Source organism: Nonomuraea sp. NPDC005692, assembly GCF_040631115.1.
GTDB lineage: Bacteria > Actinomycetota > Actinomycetes > Streptosporangiales > Streptosporangiaceae > Nonomuraea.
Genome location: NZ_JBEXYU010000006.1, coordinates 157,865 through 177,688 on the forward strand (window position 1 = coordinate 157,865; position 19,824 = coordinate 177,688).

The 19,824-nt window shown below is 71.7% G+C and carries 21 protein-coding genes; 8 read left to right on the forward strand and 13 right to left on the reverse strand.

The window, feature by feature from the left end; genetic code table 11:
* Positions 1 to 53: 53 nt before the first annotated feature.
* Entirely contained in the window at positions 54 to 293 is a 240-nt protein-coding gene (locus ABZ459_RS15875; protein ID WP_357970963.1) for a DUF3040 domain-containing protein, read from the forward strand.
* Here ABZ459_RS15875 and ABZ459_RS15880 read toward each other — a convergent pair.
* From ABZ459_RS15880 to ABZ459_RS15895, 4 genes are all read right to left on the reverse strand, one after another.
* Positions 201 to 572, reverse strand: a complete 372-nt coding sequence (locus ABZ459_RS15880) for a DUF6343 family protein (protein WP_357970964.1) — start codon at positions 570 to 572, stop codon at positions 201 to 203. The two genes, ABZ459_RS15875 and ABZ459_RS15880, sit on opposite strands and share 93 nt — an antisense overlap.
* Before the next feature lie 12 nt (positions 573 to 584).
* Positions 585 to 1,286 carry a maleylpyruvate isomerase family mycothiol-dependent enzyme gene (locus ABZ459_RS15885; protein ID WP_357970966.1) on the reverse strand — a complete coding sequence of 234 codons (702 nt, stop codon included), beginning with the start codon at positions 1,284 to 1,286 and terminating at the stop codon, positions 585 to 587.
* A 17-nt stretch (positions 1,287 to 1,303) separates the two neighbouring features.
* Positions 1,304 to 1,987 carry a DUF4344 domain-containing metallopeptidase gene (locus ABZ459_RS15890; RefSeq protein ID WP_357970968.1) on the reverse strand — a complete coding sequence of 228 codons (684 nt, stop codon included), beginning with the start codon at positions 1,985 to 1,987 and terminating at the stop codon, positions 1,304 to 1,306.
* Positions 1,988 to 2,159: 172 nt separating this feature from the next.
* Positions 2,160 to 2,900: a hypothetical protein gene (locus ABZ459_RS15895; protein ID WP_357970970.1), complete on the reverse strand. Its 741-nt coding sequence runs from the start codon at positions 2,898 to 2,900 to the stop codon at positions 2,160 to 2,162.
* Positions 2,901 to 3,090: 190 nt separating this feature from the next.
* Between ABZ459_RS15895 and ABZ459_RS15900 the strand changes: the two genes are divergently transcribed.
* The 3 genes from ABZ459_RS15900 to ABZ459_RS15910 all read left to right on the forward strand — a co-directional run bounded on the left by ABZ459_RS15900 (position 3,091) and on the right by ABZ459_RS15910 (position 5,828).
* Positions 3,091 to 3,963, forward strand: a complete 873-nt coding sequence (locus tag ABZ459_RS15900; RefSeq protein ID WP_357970972.1) for a sugar kinase — start codon at positions 3,091 to 3,093, stop codon at positions 3,961 to 3,963.
* A 191-nt stretch (positions 3,964 to 4,154) separates the two neighbouring features.
* A complete protein-coding gene (locus tag ABZ459_RS15905; RefSeq protein WP_352320092.1) occupies positions 4,155 to 5,144 on the forward strand; it encodes a LacI family DNA-binding transcriptional regulator in 990 nt (329 codons plus the stop codon).
* A gap of 48 nt (positions 5,145 to 5,192) precedes the next feature.
* Positions 5,193 to 5,828 carry a hypothetical protein gene (locus tag ABZ459_RS15910; protein WP_357970974.1) on the forward strand — a complete coding sequence of 212 codons (636 nt, stop codon included), beginning with the start codon at positions 5,193 to 5,195 and terminating at the stop codon, positions 5,826 to 5,828.
* Between the two features lie 60 nt (positions 5,829 to 5,888).
* Here ABZ459_RS15910 and ABZ459_RS15915 read toward each other — a convergent pair whose 3' ends face one another.
* Positions 5,889 to 6,761, reverse strand: coding sequence for a LysR family transcriptional regulator (locus tag ABZ459_RS15915; protein WP_357970976.1), 873 nt, complete (start codon positions 6,759 to 6,761; stop codon positions 5,889 to 5,891).
* 82 nt (positions 6,762 to 6,843) lie between these two features.
* On the opposite strand from ABZ459_RS15915, the gene ABZ459_RS15920 reads away from it, so the two are divergent.
* Positions 6,844 to 7,605, forward strand: a complete 762-nt coding sequence (locus tag ABZ459_RS15920; protein WP_357970978.1) for an SDR family oxidoreductase — start codon at positions 6,844 to 6,846, stop codon at positions 7,603 to 7,605.
* 24 nt (positions 7,606 to 7,629) lie between these two features.
* On the opposite strand, the gene ABZ459_RS15925 is transcribed toward ABZ459_RS15920, so the two are convergent.
* Genes ABZ459_RS15925 through ABZ459_RS15950 form a run of 6 tightly spaced genes read right to left on the reverse strand, consistent with a single transcriptional unit; the run spans position 7,630 to position 13,960 of the window.
* Positions 7,630 to 8,526 (reverse strand): aminoglycoside phosphotransferase family protein, encoded by an 897-nt coding sequence (locus ABZ459_RS15925; protein WP_357970980.1) that lies wholly within the window; start codon positions 8,524 to 8,526, stop codon positions 7,630 to 7,632.
* On the reverse strand, positions 8,513 to 9,508 hold the full coding sequence (locus ABZ459_RS15930) for a LacI family DNA-binding transcriptional regulator (RefSeq protein WP_352320101.1): 996 nt from the start codon (positions 9,506 to 9,508) through the stop codon (positions 8,513 to 8,515). The genes ABZ459_RS15925 and ABZ459_RS15930 overlap by 14 nt, the downstream gene beginning before the upstream one ends.
* 33 nt (positions 9,509 to 9,541) lie before the next feature.
* Positions 9,542 to 10,912: a GH1 family beta-glucosidase gene (locus tag ABZ459_RS15935; RefSeq protein ID WP_357970982.1), complete on the reverse strand. Its 1,371-nt coding sequence runs from the start codon at positions 10,910 to 10,912 to the stop codon at positions 9,542 to 9,544.
* Positions 10,909 to 11,712: a carbohydrate ABC transporter permease gene (locus ABZ459_RS15940; RefSeq protein WP_357970984.1), complete on the reverse strand. Its 804-nt coding sequence runs from the start codon at positions 11,710 to 11,712 to the stop codon at positions 10,909 to 10,911. The genes ABZ459_RS15935 and ABZ459_RS15940 overlap by 4 nt, the downstream gene beginning before the upstream one ends.
* Positions 11,709 to 12,668 (reverse strand): sugar ABC transporter permease, encoded by a 960-nt coding sequence (locus ABZ459_RS15945; protein ID WP_357970985.1) that lies wholly within the window; start codon positions 12,666 to 12,668, stop codon positions 11,709 to 11,711. The genes ABZ459_RS15940 and ABZ459_RS15945 overlap by 4 nt, the downstream gene beginning before the upstream one ends.
* The gene (locus ABZ459_RS15950; RefSeq protein ID WP_357970986.1) at positions 12,665 to 13,960 is read right to left on the reverse strand and encodes an extracellular solute-binding protein; all 1,296 of its coding nucleotides are present in this window, start codon (positions 13,958 to 13,960) and stop codon (positions 12,665 to 12,667) included. The genes ABZ459_RS15945 and ABZ459_RS15950 overlap by 4 nt, the downstream gene beginning before the upstream one ends.
* Positions 13,961 to 14,149: 189 nt before the next feature.
* Here ABZ459_RS15950 and ABZ459_RS15955 point away from each other — a divergent pair, with 189 nt between their 5' ends.
* Entirely contained in the window at positions 14,150 to 15,112 is a 963-nt protein-coding gene (locus ABZ459_RS15955; protein WP_357970987.1) for an alpha/beta hydrolase-fold protein, read from the forward strand.
* On the opposite strand, the gene ABZ459_RS15960 is transcribed toward ABZ459_RS15955, so the two are convergent.
* On the reverse strand, positions 15,096 to 15,992 hold the full coding sequence (locus ABZ459_RS15960; RefSeq protein ID WP_357970988.1) for a serine/threonine-protein kinase: 897 nt from the start codon (positions 15,990 to 15,992) through the stop codon (positions 15,096 to 15,098). The two genes, ABZ459_RS15955 and ABZ459_RS15960, sit on opposite strands and share 17 nt — an antisense overlap.
* A gap of 38 nt (positions 15,993 to 16,030) precedes the next feature.
* Entirely contained in the window at positions 16,031 to 17,860 is a 1,830-nt protein-coding gene (locus ABZ459_RS15965) for an N-6 DNA methylase (protein WP_357970989.1), read from the reverse strand.
* Between the two features lie 75 nt (positions 17,861 to 17,935).
* Here ABZ459_RS15965 and ABZ459_RS15970 point away from each other — a divergent pair, with 75 nt between their 5' ends.
* Together ABZ459_RS15970 and ABZ459_RS15975 are read left to right on the forward strand one after the other, a co-directional pair.
* Positions 17,936 to 18,706, forward strand: a complete 771-nt coding sequence (locus ABZ459_RS15970; protein ID WP_357970990.1) for a protein phosphatase 2C domain-containing protein — start codon at positions 17,936 to 17,938, stop codon at positions 18,704 to 18,706.
* 124 nt (positions 18,707 to 18,830) lie between these two features.
* Positions 18,831 to 19,823, forward strand: coding sequence for a CHAP domain-containing protein (locus tag ABZ459_RS15975; RefSeq protein ID WP_357970991.1), 993 nt, complete (start codon positions 18,831 to 18,833; stop codon positions 19,821 to 19,823).
* The last annotated feature ends 1 nt before the right edge of the window (position 19,824 follow it).

A 19,824-nucleotide genomic window follows, 5' to 3' on the forward strand; every position in this document is an offset into this window, starting at 1 on the left:
GGGCTACTGGTGGGTACAAGGCTTTCACCGGCGTGGGAGCAATGGTGATCGCGATGGGTCTCTCTGGAAGGGAACGCCGCATCCTCGCTGAGATCGAGCAGGGCCTCGAACGGGACGACCCCGAGCTGGCCCGGCGCGTGGCGGCAATCAACAGGATCGAGTCCGACGGTATCGACTACCCGCAGGCCTACGGTGACCGGCTACGAGTGTGGGCGCTGACCCATGTCTGGATCATCTTCGGGGTGGCCGCCGCGGTGATCCTGCTGCTCCTGCTGGCCGTGCTCACCACCTGACCGACCGTGCTCACCACCTGACCGGGCGTGCCCGCCACGTGACGGCCCGCCGCGCCGGCGCCTGAGCACCGCCAGGTCCACGGCGGCCACCACGGCCACCGCGGCGGCCAGGGCGGCCTCCCAGACCCACACCTGCTGTCCCGTGGCCATCGCGCGGGTCACGAAGAAGACCGCCGCGGCGACGGCGGCGACCAGGGCGATCCACGACAGCACCCGCCTCGCCCGCAGCGGGCTGCGCGCGGTCACCGGCTCGGTGCCCGCGCGGTTGCGCAGCCACATCCCGCTCTCCCCTCAGGCCAGGCACCGCAGCGCGGCGGCGACCCGCGGGTTCAGCCCGTCGGTCGGCAGCCGCCCCACGGTGGCCTCCACGAACTCCGGGTACGACAGCGACGCGCTGCCCCCGTCGACGCTCACCCAGATCTGCTCGGCCGTCTGCTCCACCTGCGCCCGCGAGTCCTGCTCGGCCAGCACGAACCGCCCGACGGCGACCCGCCAGAACGTCCGGTCGTCGATCTCCTCCTGCGCCACCGGCGCGCCGACGTCGTCGGCGTGGGTGGCGTACTCGGAGTCGTAGTGGAAGGTCTGCAAGCCCACCGGGTACGGGCCCGCCATCGTGTCGATCAGCGCGTCGGGGCCGAGTGCGCGCATACGCTCGCGCGTCTCGCCGTTCTTGGCGCGCCACTCCTGGAGCACCTCCTCGACGGGCACGTCGCGGCGCTGCCGTACGGACCACTCGTTGAAGTCGTTGAACCCGGTCACCCCCTCGGCGGCCACCCGGGTCAGCAGCTCCTGCACGGTGCCGTCGAGACAGGCGTGGTTGTACGCCTCCTCACCCGCCAGATGGGCCAGCACGTCACGGACCGACCACCCGTCGCAGCGGGACGGACGCGCCCAGCCCGACTCGTCGAGCCCGGCGAAGAACCGGTCGAGCCGGGCCGCCTCGGTGTCGAAGATGTCGAACGGGTCGAAGTCTCTGAGCAGCTCCTCAGCCATACATCCGGACGTACCCCTCAGGCCCCGACTTTCACTGCCAGTGACCCCAGTTCCGCCCTGGCCCGCTCGTACTCGGCGCGGCACGACGGGACGCGCTCGGCCGGCACCCAGCCGCCCTTGGCGATGCGGGCGTACTTGGCGGGGTCGGCGCCGTACAGGAGGCAGGCGAACGTGGCGGCGGCGGCCGTCCCCGACAGGTGGTCGGCGTGGGTGTGGGCGGCCAGCAGGTGGCGGGCCTCGGCGGCGGCCACCACGTGGCCGCCGTCGCGCGCCGCGAGCGTCAGCGCGGCGAACCGGTCGGCCTGCGGCTCGTCGGCGGGCAGGCCGTTGAGCGCGGCCAGGGCGTGGCCGAGCTGGTGGTGGTAGAGGGCGGCCAGGGCGCCGTCCACGCGGGTGGCGGTGGTGCGCCGGTCGGCCTCCTCCGTCTCGGAGATGCCGGTGAGCGTGCGGTCGATCTTGGCGACCAGCGAGTAGCAGATCGTGATCCGCCGCCGGTCGCCGTTCCAGGTGGCGCGGGGGGCGTCGCAGCCGCGGGCGACGACCTGGACGCCGCCGAGCCGGGTGCGCAGCACGCCGCTGTCCTTCAGGAGCTTCCTGGCGTGCTGCTCGCGGGCCGTGCCGGCGGGTTCGTAACGGACCGAAGGGGCCGCCCCCAACGTGCTCGTCAGGCTCAGGACGAGGGCGATCAGGGGGTGGGGCATATGGGGGCTCCTGTCGGATCGACGCTGTGTCCGCGAGACGGCGGGCCGCCTCCTTTGCAAATGGGACAGTCCATGCGGCGATCCGCTGATCGATAAACCTCGCCGGCGGCAAAAGAATCAGGAAATGCCGGAGGCCCGGCTCCCACCAGGGGAACCGGGCCTCGGCGATCAATCAGCGGTGGTGCCAGGAGCGGTAGACCTTGACGTAGTCGCGACGGCTCTCGGAGCCGTTGAGCTCGTCGTCACCCTCGAAGACGGCCTTGAACGTGCCGCTCTTCCAGGCGCGGGTCTTGGTGGCGAACTTGCCGCCCCAGGAGGTCTTGGCCGAGGCGACCCACTTCCAGCCGCTGGAGCCGTTGGCGCGGTAGTAGACGCTCACCTTCTCGCCGCGCAGACCCTCCCAGCCTTCGTCATCGACCTGAAGGCGACCGGAGAAGTAGATCGAGCGGCCCTGACGGACCTTGTAGGGGTCGGCCGTGAAGCGCGTGATGCGGGTGTCGGCCTTGCCCTTCTGGATCTCGACGGCGAAGAACGCCGAGTCGGTGGCGACCTGCTTGTTGTCCTTGTCGAAGGCCACGGCGGTGGCCTTCCACTTGCCGGCGAAGTCGCCCTCGGTGAACGGGACGGCGAAGCGCCAGCCCTCGAGGTCCTTGACGTCCTTGGCACGGAAGGTGCGGACGTCGCCCTCCGGAGCCACGCTCAGCGTGACCTTCTTGACGTCGGAGCTGGCCCCGATGTCGAAGTACGCGGTGGTCTCGCTGCCGGCCTTCACCACGACCGGGTTGGGGGTGATGTCGCGGATCTTGAGTTCGGTGGCGTGCTTGGTCGCGGTGGCGGAGGCGGCGCCCGCGCCGGAAACCAACATGGCCCCGCCGACGAAGGCGGTGATGATTCCTACTGCGATCTTTCTCATGAGGGTGCTGATTCCTCTCCCCGTATCGACTCGAAGCCGGCGCCGGGGCGCGCCGGCTTCCTCTACTACTTAGAGGCAGAGGTTGGGGAAAAGGTTCGCTAAAGATACAGAAAATATTTGATCACGGTCCTAACCAGGACTTATGCGAAAAAATCAATCCGCGCAGTCGTGACCAACTACAGTCTGGCTCATGACGGACGTCTACGCGCTCGGTGAGCCGCTCGGAGTGGTCTCCAGCGGCCGGGTGCGGCACGAGAACGAGGCCAGACTGGACGTCTGCGGGCCCGAGTTCACCCTGGTGATCGCCCTGTCCAGGCTGGGCCACCGCTGCGCGTACGCCGCCCGGGTGGGGGACGACGAGCTGGGCGCCAGGGCGCTGACCGTGCTCAGGGGCGAGGGCGTGGACGTCGAGGACGTGCGGGTGGTCGAAGGGGCGCGTACCGGGATGGTGCTCAGGGAGGTGCGCGTCGGCCGCGAGCCGGTGACCGCCCAGTACCGCACCCGCTCGGCCGGGTCCCGGCTGTCGCCCGGCAACGTGCCGATGGACCGGGTGGGCGCCGCCAAGATGCTGTACGTGACCGGCGTCACGGCGGCCCTGAGCAGGGACGCGCTCGACGCCGTGCACGCCGCCATGAGCGCGGCGCGGACGGCCGGGGTGATGATCTCGTTCTCCGTCGATTACGTGCCCGAGTTGTGGCCCTCGGTCCGGGAGGCCGAGGAGGTGCTCGGCGAGCTGGCCTGCCAGTCCCACCTGCTCTTCCTCGCCCAGGACGAGCTGGACCTGGTCAAGCCCGCCCTCACCCCCGAGCGCGAGGTCGTGGTCGACCGGGGCGCCAAGGGCGCCAGCGTGCGCGCCGACCGCATGCGTTACGACGTGGCCGTCCCGCAGGTGCCCGTCGTGGACATGGCGGGCTCGGGCGAGGCGTTCGCGGCCGGTTACATCAGCGCCGCGCTCGACGGCCTGACGCCGCAGGAACGGCTGCATCGGGGTGCGCTGCTGAGCGCGGCGGCGATGGCGAGCGTGAGCGATTGGCAAGGCTTGCCGTCCAGGGCGGAGCTATGACGCAGGTTTTCGCAACCGGTTGACGTGATTGCGCAAACATTTGACTGGCGATTGTCGTGCGGCACCCCGCATTTCTTCCGTCCGGTGCGCCGAAATTGTCGGGAAGGGCGTCCTGGGCGGGAGTGGGAAGGGGCAGCTGTGGCTACGTAAGTGATCGCAAGCGCTTGCGCGGAAGGCCGTATAGTTTGCGCATGACGCGACGACTCGCAGAGGTGGCGAAGAAGGTCGGGGTGAGCGAGGCGACGGTCAGCCGCGTGCTCAACGGCAAGCCGGGTGTGTCCGACGCCACCCGCGAGGCCGTGCTGACCGCGCTCGACGTGCTCGGCTACGAACGTCCCACCCAGTTGCGCGGCGACCGGGCCCGCCTGGTCGGCCTGGTGCTCCCCGAGCTGCAGAACCCGATCTTCCCCGCCTTCGCCGAGGTCGTCGGCGGCGCGCTGGCCCAGCAGGGTTTCACCTCGGTGCTCTGCACCCGCACGGTCGGCGGCGTCTCCGAGGCCGACTACGTCGATCTGCTGCTCCAGCAGCAGGTCAGCGGCGTGGTCTTCGCCGGTGGCCTCTACGCCCAGGCCGACGCCTCGCACGACCACTACGAGCTGCTGCACGAGCGCAAGCTGCCGACCGTCCTGGTCAACGCGGCCGTCGAGCGGCTGGACTTCCCGCAGGTCTCCTGCGACGACGTGGTGGCCGCCGAGATGGCCCTGTCCCACCTGCGCGCGCTCGGCCACGAACGCGTCGGCATGGTGCTCGGCCCGAAGGACCACATGCCCTCCCGGCGCAAGCTGGAGACGTTCCAGGCCCGGGGCGGCGACCCGCGGCTCGTCGAGCACACGATGTTCTCCCTGGAGGGCGGGCACGCGGCCGCGTCCAGGCTGGTCAAGCAGGGCGTGACCGGCGTGATCTGCGCCAGCGACCTGCTCGCGCTCGGCACGGTCCGGGCGGCCAGGCGGGCCGGCCTCGACGTGCCGGGGGACGTCTCGGTCATCGGCTTCGACGACTCGGCGCTGATGAACTGCACCGAGCCGCCGCTGACCACGGTCCGCCAGCCGATCGACGCGATGGGCCGGGCCGCCGTCGACCTGCTGGTGGCCCAGATCGACAAGGCCGTGGTGCCCGCCGACGAGCTGCTGTTCGAGCCGGAGCTGGTGGTCAGGGCCTCGACGGCGCGGGCCCGCGGCTGACCTCGCCCGCACGTGCGCCCGGCCGCTACTTCCCGTACATTCGGGCAAATGTGGATCGAGCGGGCCAGGGGGCTCTACGAACGCGGGATCTACGCAGGGGACGACGCCGCGCTCGCCGCGTCCGACCGTGAACTGGACGCGGTCGAGGCCGCGTTGTGCCTGGCCAGAGGCCGGGTCCTGCACGTGCGCTTCGTGCAGGGTGGCGAGGCGGACCCGCGCGAGCTGGCGCTGTTCGAACGGGCCGGCGCGCTGTTCAAGGCGGTCGGCGACCGGCGCGGGGAGGGGGAGTCGGCGTTCTGGGAGGGCTGTTACCACCAGGTCGTCGAAGGCGATCTCGACCGCGCGCTGCCCCTCTTCCGCCGCGCCGGGGAACTGGCCGCGGAGACGGGGGACCTGGCCACGCTCGCGGAGGTGCTCAGGCACCAGGGGATCGCGGCCCACCGGTCCGGGCGGCTGGACGAGGCGCGCGAGAGGCTGACGGAGTCGTCGCGGCTGCGCCGGGAACTCGGGTCGCCGGCCGGGGTCGCGTCCAACCACGTCGGGCTGATCCGCATCGCGGTCGCCCAGGGGCGGCACGACGAGGCCCTGGCGCTCGCCGACGAGGCCCGCGCCCTGGCCGCGTCGTGCGGCGCCGACCGCGTCGCCGCCCACGTGGAGGAGGCCCGCGCCACCATCCCGACCTGACCCCGGCCTGGCCAGACCTTGACCCGACCTGCCTCGGCCCTGACCCCCGCCTGCCGCGCGTCACGCGCACAGGCAGCGGACGAACTCGCGTACCAGCGCGCGCACCGACGGCCTGCGGTCGTCGCGCCGCCAGACGATGGCCAGCCTGCTCGGCGGCAGCCCGGTCACCGGCCGGGCCACCACGTCGTCGCGCCGGTAGAGCTCGGCGTTCCCGGCCGAGACCAGCGCGACGGCCCGCCCGGACGCCACCACCTCGAACGCCTCCTCAGCCGTCTCCGCCTCCGCCCCGACCAGCGCCGGGCCGGTGCGCCGGTCGGCGGCCAGCCAGAAGTCCCGCATCGGCCCCGCCGTGCGCGGCAGCGCGACGAACGGCTCGCCGGCCAGCTCGGCCAGCCCGACCTCCATCCGCCCGGCCAGCCGGTGCCCGGCGGGCAGCGCCACCCACCGCTCCTCGGTGCTCACCACCGTCCAGTCGTAGGCGCCGTCGTCGAGGACGGGCAGCCAGGCGACCGCGACGTCCACCTGCCCGTCGCCCAGCCCCACGGTCGGGTCGCCCCAGGTGATCTGGCGGAAGCGCAGCTCCCACCCCGGCAGCGCCTCCACGATGGACGGCACCAGCCCCCGCCCGATCCGCGTCTGGAACCCCACGGTCAGCGTGCGCTCCTCGCGCGCCGAGGCCACCGCGCGCCGCGCGTCCTCCCACTGCTCGATGATCTGCCGGGCCAGCGGCAGCAGCGCGGCCCCGGCGGCGGTCAGCGCCACGGTCCGCCGGTCGCGGTCGAACAGCCTGGCCCGCATGGACAGCTCAAGCTGCCTGATCTGCCTGCTCAGCGAGGGCTGGGAGATGAACAGCCGCTCGGTGGCCGCCCGCGTGAAGCTCAACTCCTCCGCGACCGCCACGAAATACCGCAGATCACGGATATGGGCATCCATAGCAAGAAGCTATAACAGCCGGTCTTGGACGCCCGCGAAGTCCCCGCCGCACGATGGAGCTCCACCGATGAAGGAGCACGCAATGAGTGAGTTCGCAGGCAGGATCGCGCTGGTCACGGGGGCCTCGCGCGGCATCGGACGGGCCGTGGCGCGACGCCTGGCCGCCGGCGGCGCCCGTGTGATCGTCCACTACGCCACCAACGACGACCTGGCCAAGGAGACGGTCGCCGAGATCGAGAACGCCGGCGGACAGGCGTACGCGGTCAAGGCCGCCTTCGAGGACGGCGTGGACGCCCTGTTCGACGGCCTGCGCGACGACCGGCTGGACATCGTGGTGAACAACGCCGCCATCCTGGGGGGAGTGCTGAACTCGGTGACGCCCGAGCAGTTCGACCGGGTGTTCGCGGTGAACGTGCGGGCGCCGTACTTCGTCATCGAACGGGCGCTGCCGCTGCTGAACGACGGCGGCCGGATCATCAACGTGTCCTCGGCGGTCGTCCGCATCGCGCTGCCCGACGTCGTGTACTCGATGACCAAGGGCGCGCTGGACACGCTCGGCTTCACCCTGGCCCCGCTGCTCGGCCCGCGCGGCATCACCGTGAACACCGTCTCCCCGGGCGTCACCGAGACCGACATGAACGCCTGGCTGCGCGAAGACCACGACGGCGTCGCCGAGCGGCGCGTCACCGAGGTCACCGCGCTCGGCCGCATCGGCCGCCCCGAGGACATCGCCGACGCCGTGGCGCTGCTGGCCCGGCCGGACGCCCGGTGGATCACCGGCCACGTGCTCGACGCCACCGGCGGCTACTTCCTCGGCCCGGCGCAGGGCGTCGTGCCGGTCTGAGAACGGGCCCGAGCACGGGCCCCGTCAGCGGGAACGGCCGGTGGGGTCGCGCAGCCAGCCGTCGAGGACGGCGCGGGCGGCGGCCCGCTCCTCAGGGAAGCGCAGCGCCCTGGCCAGCGTCCACAGGACGGCCTGGAGAGCCCGCGCCTCGGCGAACACCGCCAGGGCCGGGTCGCCGGGATCGGCGCCGTAGGCCCGCACGGCCGCGCGGCCGTCGAGCCGCACGGTGCCGAGCAGGCAGGCCAGGTCCCAGCCCACGGGCCCGAACGTGGTCTCCTCGAAGTCGTTCCACAGCAGGCCGGCGGGCGTGACCAGCAGATTGCCCGGATGGGCGTCGCCGTGCACGGCCTGACCGCCGCCCGGCAGCCGGGCCGCCAGTCCGGCGCGGGCCTCGGCGAGCCGGGCCGACACCGCCGGCTCCAGGTCGGCGGCGAGCACCCGGAGCAGGTGCCCGGGCTCGTCGAGGACGGGCCCGAGGCGCGGCAGCGCGCCCGGATAGCCGCGCAGCGCCTCGTGCAGCTCGCGCAGCGCCCGCCCGAACACCTCGGGCGTCACCGGCCGCGACCCGTCGTGCTCGACGTGCCGCCAGAACGACACCGGCGCCCCGTCGCGCTCGTGCACCCGCGCCGGCAGCAGGTCGCTCGGCGGCACGACCGGCGCCCCCAGCTCGTGCAGGAACGACACCACCGCCAGCTCCCGGCGCATCGCCTCCTCGGGCCGGAGCCGGGCCAGGGCGGTGACCGTGGGCACCCGCGCCACGACCGGCGCCGGCCGCAGGTGGATCCGCAGGTTGTAGGAGTCCTTCAGCACGACGGGCTCGCGCACCGTGACGCCGTGCTCCTCGGCCACCGCGACGGCGGCGGCCACGGCCTCGCCGGCGGAGATCACCCGCGCGGCCCCGGCGGGCTCAGGCCGACTCACGGACCACCAGCTCGGTGGGCAGGATCACCGGTTCCCGCGAGCCGCCCTCGAACAGGCCGAGCAGCAGCCGGACCATGGCCGCCGCCTGCTCGGCGATCGGATGGCGCAGCGTGGTCAGCGGCGGCTCGGTGTACTTGGCCGCCTCGATGTCGTCGAACCCCACCACCGCGACGTCGTCGGGCACCCGCCGCCCGGCCTGGCGCAACGCCTGCAACGCGCCGACCGCCATCAGGTCGTTGCCCACGAACACGGCGTCGAGCGCCGGGTCGTCGCCGAGGAGCTGGCGCATCGCGATCGCGCCCGACTCCCGGGTGAAGTCGCCCACGGCCACGATCGAGCGGCGGTCGGAGTCGCGCAGCACGTTGCGGTAGCCGGTCAGGCGGTCCTGGCCGGCGATCATGTCCTGCGGGCCGGCGATGGTGGCGATCCTGCGCCGCCCCGACTCGACCAGGTGCCGGACGCCCGCCTCGGCCCCGCCCACGTTGTCGTTGTCGACGAACGGGATGTCGACCGGCACGGCCGGCCGCCCGTACGAGACCACGGGCACGCGCAGGCGCGACAGCGCGGCCGGCAGCGGGTCGGCGCCGTGCATGGAGATCAGCATGACGCCGTCGACGTGGCCGCCGGAGATGTACCGCTCCACCCGGGCGTGGCTCTTGGGCGAGGACGCCAGCATCAGCACGACCTGCTTGTTGACCGCCTCCAGCTCGTAGCTGGCCGACCTGATCGCCGTGGAGAACATCGGGTCCTCGGAGAAGACCCGGGTGCCCGGCTCGCTGACGACCAGGGCGATCGAGTCGGTGCGCTGGGTGACCAGGCTGCGCGCCGCCGAGTTGGGGATGTAGCCCAGCTCGTCGATCGCGCGCTGCACGGCGTCGCGGATGTGCGGCGCGACGGTCGTCTGGTTGTTGACGACCCTGGAGGCGGTCGCGCGGGAGACGCCCGCGCGGGCGGCGACCGCCTCCAGCGTCGGGCGTCTCATGACTGCACCAAGAGGGAGAGCACGGAAAAAAATCTACAGGCCGTTCCTGCTGATCACGTCGCGGTACCACAGAGCGCTGTCCTTGGGCACCCGGGCCTGCGTCGCGTAGTCCACGTGCACGATGCCGAACCTGCGCCGGTAGCCCTCGGCCCACTCGAAGTTGTCCAGCAACGACCACACCAGGTAACCGCGCAGGTCGGCGCCCGCCTCGACGGCCCGGTGCAGCTCGCGCAGGTGCCCGTCCAGGTACGCCACGCGCTCGTCGTCGTGCACCCGGCCGTCCTCGACCAGGTCGTCGAAGGCCGCACCGTTCTCGGTGACCATGAGCCCGACCTGCGGATAGTCCTTCGAGAGCCGGACGAGCAGCCGGGACAGGCCGTCGGGCACGATCGGCCAGCCCATCGCGGTGACCGGGGCGTCCGCCGTGGCGAAGCGCACGTCGTCCGAGCCCGGCCAGGCGGCGTCGGCGGGCAGCCCCGGGCCCGACTCGACCACGCACGGGTTGTAGTAGTTGACGCCTACCAGGTCGATCGGCGCGTTGATCAGCTCCAGGTCGCCGTCGTGGACGTGCGCGGTCCCGCCGTTGCGCGCCGCCGCCGCGAGGACCTCCTCCGGGTACCTGCCGTGCACCGCCGGGTCGAGGAACTGCCTGGTCAGCAGGGCGTGGACCCGTTCGGCGGCGGCCGCGTCCGCCTCGCCGGCGACCGCCGTGGGGTCGTTGACCTGGGCCGGGGTGAGCACCGGCGCGGAGTTGACCACGAGCATGATGCTGCGCGCCCCCGCCGCGCGCAGCCCGCGCGCCGCCAGGCCGTGGCCGAGCAGCAGGTGGTGGGCCGCGCGCATGGCCTGGCCAGGGTCGCGGCGGCCGGGCGCGTGCACGCCGTTGCCGTAGCCGAGGAAGGCCGACACCCAGGGCTCGTTGAGCGTCGTCCAGTGGGTCACCCGGTCGCCGAGCCGGTCGTGCACGGCCTGGGCGTAGTCGGCGAAACGGTAGGCCGTGTCGCGGTTCGTCCAGCCGCCGTGGTCTTCGAGGGCTTGGGGAAGGTCCCAGTGATAAAGCGTGACATAGGGCGAAATTTCGGCGGCTAGTAGTTCATCTACGAGCTTGTCGTAGAAGGCCAAGCCGCGCGGGTTGATCGGCCCCGTCCCCTCCGGCTGCACGCGCGGCCAGGCCACCGAGAACCGGTAGGCCCGCAGCCGCAGCTCGCGCATCAGCGCGACGTCGTCCTTGTACCGGTGGTAGTGGTCGCAGGCCACGTCGCCGGTGTCGTCGCCGGCGACCTTCCCGGGGGTGTGGGAGAAGGTGTCCCAGATCGAGCGGCCGCGCCCGTCCTCCTCGACCGCCCCCTCGATCTGGTAGGAGGCCGTGGCGGCTCCCCAGACGAATTCCTCGGGAAACTTCATCCCTTAACAGCTCCTTGCATGATTCCACCGATGATTTGCCTGCCGAACAGGGCGAAGACCGCCACGAGCGGCAGGACGCCGACCGCCGTGCCCGCCAGGCCCAGCACGTAGTCGTTGACGTAACCGCTGGCCAGCGTCGACAGAGCCACCTGGACGGTCGGGTTGTCCGGGTTCAGCACGACCAGCGGCCAGAAGTAGTCGTTCCAGGCCGACATGAACGTCAGCATGCCGAGCACGGCCGCCGCCGGCCGCGCGGCGGGCAGCACGACGTGCCAGAACAGGCCCCACGTCGTGCACCCGTCGACCCGCCCGGCCTCCAGCAGCTCGTCCGGCAGCGCCCGGGTCAGGTACTGGGTCATGAAGAACACGCCGAACGCGTTGACCAGCGCCGGCACGATCAGCGCGTAGTCCGTGCCGGTCCACTCCAGCTTCACCATGAGCAGGTAGAGCGGGATGATGCCGAGCTGGGCCGGGACCATCATGGTGGCCACGGTGATCACCAGCATGGCGTTCCTGCCCCGGAACCTCAGCTTGGCGAAGGCGAACCCGGCCAGCGTCGAGAAGAACATCACCGCGACCGCGATCGAGCCCGCCACGATGACCGAGTTCAGCAGCGCCAGCCCGAAGGGCACGGTGTCGAACACGCGGGCGACGTTGTCGAAGAAGTTCCCGCCGGGCAGCAGCGGCGGCGGGACCTCGGCCAGCGCCGAGTTGTGCCGCGAGGCCACCACGACGCTGTAGTAGAGCGGGAAGGCGGAGAAGAAGGCGACCGCGATGAGGGTCAGGTAGCGCAGTCTCATGTCGTGCCGCCCTTCACCCTGCGGCTGATCAGGAAGTTGATCCCGGCGGCGACCACCACGACCAGGAACATCAGCCAGGACGCCGCCGAGGCGTACCCGAAGTCGAACTTGGTGAAGCCCTGCTCGTAGACGAACAGCGCGAGCGTCTGGTACTGGCGGTCCGGGCCACCGCTGGCCGCGCCGCCGCCCGCGCCGCTGCTCTGGCCGAACAGCAGGGGCTCGGCGATGATCTGCATCGCGCCGATCGTGGAGACGATGACGACGAAGATGATCGTGGGCCGGATCATCGGGATGGTGATCCGGCGCAGCTGGGTGAAGCTGCTCGCGCCGTCGAGGGTGGCGGCCTCGTACAGCTCGCGCGGTACGGCCTGCATGGCGGCCAGGAAGATGAGCGCGTTGTAGCCGGTCCAGCGCCACATGATCATCACGGAGAGCGCGATGTGCGAGGTCGCGGTGCCGGCCGCCCAGTCGATCTTCCCGATGCCGACCCACGACAACACCCAGTTGATCAGCCCGAAGTCGCGGCCGAAGAGCTGACTGAAGATCACCACCACGGCCACCACGCTGGTGACGTTGGGCAGCAGCATCGAGATGCGCAGCAGCGTCTGGAAGCGCAGCCGCCGGTTCAGCAGGTGGGCCAGCCAGATGGCCAGCAGGAGCTGCGGCACGGTGGACAACACGCCGATGGACAGCGTGTTGAAGGTGGCGTTCCAGAAGTAGCCGTCGGCCAGCAGCGTCTGGAAGTTCTTCGCGCCGACGAACGTGTGCTCCTCCGACAGCAGGGTCCAGTCGTGCAGGCTCACCCAGGCCGTGTAGACGAGCGGGAACAGCCCGAAGGCGCAGAAGAGCAGGAAGAAGGGGGCGACGTAGGCGTACGGCGACACCCTCACGTCGAGGGTGTGCCGTACGCCACGCCGCCGGTGCCGGGCCGGCGCCGACAGCGGGAGCGTACTCATTTGATCTTCTGGACGTCCTGGAGGACCTGCGCCCACGCCTCGTCGGGCGTCTGCTTGCCCTGCTCGACCCGGCCGAGCCCGTTGCCGATCGCCACCCGGACGTCGGCCTCCTTCGGGCCGAGGTGCTGCGGCTTGAGTGCCTTGGCGGCGTCGGAGTAGATCTTGCCGATGGGGGCGTCGCCGAAGAACGGCTTGGTGAAGTTCTGGATCGAGGGGTCGTCGTACAGCGCCGGGATCGACGGGAACGTGCCCTCCTCCTTGAACACCTTGGCCTGGTTCTCCTTGGAGGTCAGGAAGTCGATCAGCTCGGCCGCCTCCTTCGGGTGCTTGCTCTGCTTGGGCACCATCAGATGCGAGCCGCCGCTGTTGCCCGAACCGCCCGGCACGGTCGCGATGTCCCACTTGCCGGAGGCGTCCTTGGCCTGCTCCTGGATGAACCCGGTCATCCAGGCCGGGCAGATGATCGTGGCGAACGAGCCCTTGGCGAAGCCGGTGTTCCACGGCGGGGTGAAGGCGGCCAGCTTGGCGGTGAGGCCCTCCTGGGTGAGCTGGTTGGACAGGTCCCACGCCTTCTTCACGTCGGGGTTGCTGTCCACGATGATCTGGTCCTGGGTGTCGTACAGGCCGACGGGGGCCTGGTTGACCATGGCCCGGAAGATCTCGCCGGGGGAGTCGACGAACTTGGCGCCGGCGACGTCCGCGGCGCCGAACTTCTTGCCGGTCTCGATGTACTGCTCCCAGGTCGGCCAGAGAGCGCTCACCTCGGTCCGGTCGCTCGGCAGCCCGGCCTTCTTGAACAGGTCCTTGCGGTAGCACATGGCCAGGCCGCCGACGTCGGTGCCGAGGCCGAGGAGCTGCTGCCCGTCCTTGCTGAGGCCCTGCTGCCATTTCCAGTCGAGGTAGTCGCCCTGCCGCTTGTCCAGCCCGTACTGCTTGAGGTCGACGAACTTGCCGGGCTGGGAGGTGAACGTGCTGACGTAGCCCACCTCGACGGCCTCGACGTCACCCGCGCCGGCGTTCGTGGCCAGGCGCTTGACCAGGTTGTTGTGGTGGTCGTTGAACTGGGTGACGGCCTCCGTGATCTCGATGTTCGGGTGGGCCTTCTTGTATTCCTCGTAGAGCGGTTTGAAGCCGAAGTCGCCGAAGAGGCCGATGGACAGCTTGATCTTCTCGCCGGGCTTGGCGCTCGCCTCGGTGGCGGGGCTTCCGCCGCCGCCACCGCAGGCCGTCGCCAGCGCGAGCAGGGACGCGGTGAGCACGGGCAGGGCGAGCCGCCGGACACGAGGGGTCATGGAAACCCTCCTGGGTAGAACGGGGGATGTGAGAGAGCGCTCTCTCGCCAGATTCGCGGCCCATACGCCACCCTGTCAACGGTGTCCGGATAACGATCGGCGTTACCGAGAGAGCGCGTTCAGGGCAGGCGGGGGGCGGGTGGGGTAGGGTGCTGCAACGTCTCCGACCGGATCGAGGAGCAGCCCGCCTTGACGAGCGACCTTCCGCCCGAGACCCTTCCGGTTCCGCGTCCGGGCGCGACCGTCACGCCCGTCGTCAGCCGGCTCGACGACGAGCACGACGCGGTCACGTTCCTGTGGCGCGGCCCCGCCCGGGAGGTGCGCGTCCTGGCCGGCAGGCTGCGTCCCGACGGCGCCGACGCGCTGCTGGAGTGCGCGCCGGACCTCTGGAGCCGCACCTTCCGCGTGCGGCGCGGCTGGCGCGCCTCCTACCACCTCCAGGTGGACGGCGAGCAGGTCGCCGACCCGCTCAATCCCCGCCGGTGGCGCGGCTTCTCGATCGCCGAGACGACTCCGTCGTCACCGTGGCTGGTCCCCGGCCGGCGCCGCCACGAGCTCGTCCGCGAGCCCGTCGGGTTCCGGTACGAGCCCGCGCTCCCGCCGGTCTGCTCGCTGGTCGCGCTCGACGGCGAGGAGTGGACCGAGGACCTGCCCGTCGTCCTCGACAACCTCATCGCGGCCGGCCGCATCCCGCCGGTCCGGGCCTGGCTGGTCGAGTCGGGCCCCGACCGCACGGCCCGGCTCACCTGCGCCCCCGGCTTCGTGGACGCCCTGCCCCACGACGGCTTCACCGTGATCGCCGGCCAGAGCCTCGGCGGGCTCACCGCCGTCTACGCCGCCCACCGGCATCCCGGCAGGTTCGCCGCGGCGGTGTCGCAGTCGGGCTCGTTCTGGTGGCCGGACGGGCCCGAGCCCGAATGGCTGACGGGCGAGCTGGCCAGGGGCCCGGTGCCACGCGTGCACCTCCAGCTCGGCAGCCTGGAGGACGACGACATGCACGGCCCGACCGAACGGCTGCGGGCCGTGCTCGGCGCGGCGGCGGACTACCGGGAGTTCGCGGGCGGCCACGACCGCTACTGCTGGCGCGACCGCCTGGGGGACGCCCTGATCGCCGCCTTCGCCGGGTTCCGGGGCCCTACGACCGGGGGCTGAGCACGCGGCCCACCATGCGGGCGTACATGCGGCCGGGGCTCGGCGCCTCGGCCAGGAAGCCGGGGAGCATCGGCAGCTCGACGGCGAAGGGGGCCAGCCGCTCGTACAGCTCGTCGGCGTCGGCGGGACGGTTCTCCGGCTGCTTCTCCAGCAGTTCGGCCAGGAGCGCGCCCAGCTTGTCGGGAAGGCCGGGGATGGCCGGCGGACGCTCCTTGACCTGCTGCTCGAACACCACGTAGTCGGTCGGCCCGGTGAAGAGCTGCCGCCCGGTCAGCATCTCGTGCAGGACGCAGCCGAGCGAGTACAGGTCGCTGCGCGGCTCGGCCACGCCGTGCTGGATCTGCTCGGGGGCCATGTACGCCGGCGTGCCGAGGATCTGGCCGATCCGGGTGAACGTGGTGACGTCGGCGTCCCGGAGCAGCGCGAGCCCGAAGTCGAGCACCTTGACGCTGCCGTCGGGGCAGAGCATGAGGTTGGTCGGCTTGAGGTCGCGGTGGCAGATCGCCAGGGCGTGGGCCGCCGACAACACCGCGCACGCCTGGGCCGCGATGGCTGCCGCCCACGGCACCGGCAGCGGGCCGTGCTCGCTGACCACGTCGGCCACGGTGACGCCCTCGATGAACTGCATCACCTGGTAGAGCCGCTGCTCGTGGGTGCCGAAGTCGTAGAGCACGGGCGCGCCCGGATGCTCCAGCCTGGCCAGGATGCGCGCCTCGCGGATGAACCGGCGTTCCAGCTCGTGGTCGGGGCCGCTCGGCAGCCTGAGCAGCTTCACCGCCACCCTGCGGTCGAGGTGGCGGTCGTGGCCCGCGTAGACCGCGCCCATCCCGCCCTGCCCGAGGGGGAGGTCGTCGAGCTCATAGCGGTCGCCGATGACCATTCGCCCCTCCACGCAGCCTTTCGGGAAAAACTACACCGTCAGGACTGCGGGTGCAGATGGCCGTCGGCCAGCCCGTCGAGGCCGAGCCTGATCAGCGTGCGGCCGAGCGTCGAGGTCTCGCGCAGCGCGTCCTCCAGCACGGCCAGTTGCCTGAACGCCTCCCCGTACGCCTTCTGCTCCTTCAGCGACAACCGCGGCACGCGGGTGCGGCGCACGTCGAACCTGCTGGACCCGGTGGTCACCCGGCCGCCCGCGGCCCGCAGGAAGCCGGCCAGGAAGTCGGGGTCGAGCCGGCGGGCGTCGACCCGGTAGAGGGTCAGGTGGGGGCCGAGCACCGCGCCGCCGTCGGCGATCACCCGCACCCCGGAGTAGGAGGCCACCACGTCGCCGGGACGGATCACGATCAGGCCGGGCTGCATGCTGGTCAGGCCGGAGGGCGCGCTGCCGCGCAGCACGTCGTCGGCCGTGAGCACGGCCACGTCGCCCCCGTCGGCGGCCATCTTGGGCGGCGCCTGGGACGTGCTCACCAGGCCCTCCTTGATCAGGTCGCCCAGCGTCGTGGACGGCTGGTCGAGCGGCTGGTCGAGCACCTTCAGGTCGGGCGGGACGGCCGCGGCGGCCAGGAAACGGTCGCGGGCCTGCGCGAAGGCCCGGCCCACGTCGTCGCGGCGCTGGTGGCGGGCCGGGGTCATGTCGACCTCGTCGGCCAGCAGGTCGATGATGCGCACGGTCTGGTCGGAGCGGTCGTCGAGGTAGGCCAGCCAGGCGGGCTCGACCGGCGCCAGGTCGGCCGTCGCGTCGAGGATGAGCACCTCCGACGGCGGCCGCTCGCCCGCCCTCGGCCGGCGCAGCAGCCACAGGTCGGAGCCCGGCAGCGCCACCACCGCGCGCAGGGCTCCGGCGCGCAGCAGGTTGGCCCTGATCCGGCGGCCCGCCTTGCGGCTCGCGGCGGCCGGCGGCATGAGCACGGCGACCAGGCCGCCGGGCCGGACGTGGGTGAGGCAGTGCTGGACCCAGGCCAGCTCGGGCTCGCCGCGCGGCGGCAGGCCGTGCTCCCAGCGCGGGTCGCCGGTCAGCTCCTCGTAACCCCAGGCCCGCTCGTTGAACGGCGGATCGCACACCACGGCGTCGGCCTTGACCTCGGGGAAGCCGTCGAGCCGCATGGAGTCGCCGGCCACGATGTCGGCCTGGATACCGCGCAGCCGCAGGCGGGCGGCGGTGATGGCGGCCGAGGTCTCGCTGAGCTCCTGCCCGAGCACCCGGGCGGGCCGGCCACGGCCGGGCGGCGGGTCGTCGCCCTCGGCGGGCGCGGGGTCGCCGGGAACGGCCTCGGACCGTTCCGCCGCGCCGGGCGGCGGCAGGAGCAGGGTGCCGACCCCGCAGGCCGGGTCGAGGACGGTGGCGCCGTCGGCGCGGACGAGCCGCAGCATCAGCTCGGCCACGTCGTGGCGGGTGACCGAGAGCTGGCGGGAGTGGGCCTCCAGGTAGCGCTCGCAGAGGAACTCGTAGGCCGTCAGCGCGCCGTGCCGCTCGGCCAGCTCCGACACGAGCCCGGCCAGCTCGGGCTCCAGCTCGCTCTCACCGCTGGTCAGCAACGTTCCAGCCTGGGCGACCAACCGGCCCAGCCGCAGATCGCCGGCGGCTTTCAGGCGTTGCCACACCCGATCTCCCAGCGAGACCTGGTAGGACTTCCCATAGCGGCGCAGCCAGGACTCGACCTGCCGCAGCGAGAACAGCGGCTGGTTCGCGGTTCCGCCGATCGGCTGGGGGAAGTCGTCGTGGCGGCGGCGCCAGTTGCTCACCGCGGCACGCCCGACACCGGCGAGCCGGGCGATGTCCCCGGCGTTCACGGTCGGGTCGTGGCTCATGAGGCCACAGTAGTTCACAAGAGTCTTCAGCGCATCTGCTTGTGAAGTCTTTCAACCAATGATTTACTGCTGGGTATGAAGCACAACATCCGCTATGCCGCCGGATCAGACGTGGGCCGCCGCAGGGAGCAGAACGAGGATTCCGGCTATGCGAGTGGCCGGTTGCTCGTGGTTGCCGACGGAATGGGCGGGCACGCGGCCGGCGAGCTGGCGAGCTCGGCGGCGATCGCCGTCATGCGCGAGCTGGATGCCACGCTTCCCGAGACGGGCTCGGACCTGGAGGCGGCCCTGGAGGGCGCCGTGCACGAGGCGGCCCGCAGGCTGGTCGAACTGGCCGACATCGACCCCGCCCGCCGGGGGATGGGGACCACGGTGACCGCCATGCTGTGGGACGGCTACCGGTTCGCCCTTGCTCATCTCGGTGACTCCCGCGGATACCTGCTTCGTGATGGTGCGCTCTATCAGATGACCAAGGATCACACACTTGTGCAGTCGATGGTGGACGAAGGGCGGATAACGGAGGATCAAGCCGCCGTGCACCCCCGGCGTTCCATGGTGCTGCGCGTCCTGGGCAGCGAGGGCCGGGCCGAGCCGGACATGGCGCTGCGCGAGGCCGAGCCTGACGATCGTTACCTCCTCTGCTCCGACGGGCTCACCACCGTGCTCGGGCCCGAGGTCCTGCATGAGGTGCTGACCACGGTGGCAGACCCGGCGGCGGCCGTCCAGCGGCTCATCGACCTGGCGAACGAGGGCGGCTCGCCCGACAACGTCACCGTGATCGTGGCCGACGTGGTGGCGCCGGGCGCGGGCGAGGTGAGCGTCTACCGCGTGGGCGCCGGGACCTGAGGAGCGGCGCACCACCCGCCTCAGCAGTCACATGCGTCCCAATGCCGAAATTTGGGCCCATAAATAGACACTTTCTGAATGATTCGAGCAAATTCGCGATGGCGCTACTACAGTCCATCGTGATTTGTCGGTTTTTCGGGGAGGAGTCACCCTGGACCCGATCGCGGACGCGCTGCTGAACCAGGTACGGCAGGAACTCGGTTACAAGGAGAAGAGCGGCCAGACCACCAAATTCGGCCAGTGGTACGCGGATCGCGTCCAGGACACCCAGTACCGCGACGCGCCCTGGTGTGACATGTTCATCGCCTGGGCGGCCGACAAGACCGGCCTCGGCTCGTACGTCGGGCAGTTCGCCTGGACGCCCTCCCACGCCGCCTGGTTCATCAAGCAGAAGGCGTGGGCGCAGCGGCCCGAGCCCGGCGCGCTGGTCTTCTTCGACTGGGGCGGCGGGAAGAGCTACAAGGGCGTCGACCACGTCGGGATCGTGGAACGGGTCGAGGGCAAGAAGATCCACACCATCGAGGCCAACGTCGACCGCGTCTGGCTCAAGCGCAAGGTCAGGGACACCGACAAGGTCGTCGGCTACGGCCTTCCCCGGGTGGTCAAGGCCACGGCCGACCAGGCGGTCGAGATCCGTTCGACCGAGCGGCCGTTCGTGCCCGCGCCGCGCACGGACGTGGGCCGGTCCTCGCCTCTCGACGTCCTGGGCACGCCGCCCGCGTTGCTGGTCGCGATGGTGCTGGTGACCGTCGTGCTCTCCTTACGCGTGACCGGCCGCCGTCGTGGCGTCCACCGTCGCTTCGGCTGGCTGCGGTTCTGGCACGCGCCAGAGGGCCGCGGCGCCGGGCGGACGAGGGACGGCGAGGACTGGGCGCCGCGCGTGACCGTGCTCACGCCCGCCCCGCCGCCGCGCGAGACCGCCGGGATCCGCGTGGGCACCGCTCCCGCCGCCCCGACCGCCTCCGCCCCGACCGCCTCCGCCGCGGTCCGGCCCCGGGCCGTCCGGGCGGTGGCGCCCGAGGTGCCCGCCCCGCGCGACGGCCGGACGGGCGCGGGACGACCGGCCGCGGGCCACGTCCCCGCCAACCGCCGCAAGCCCTACACCCCCAAGAACTGAG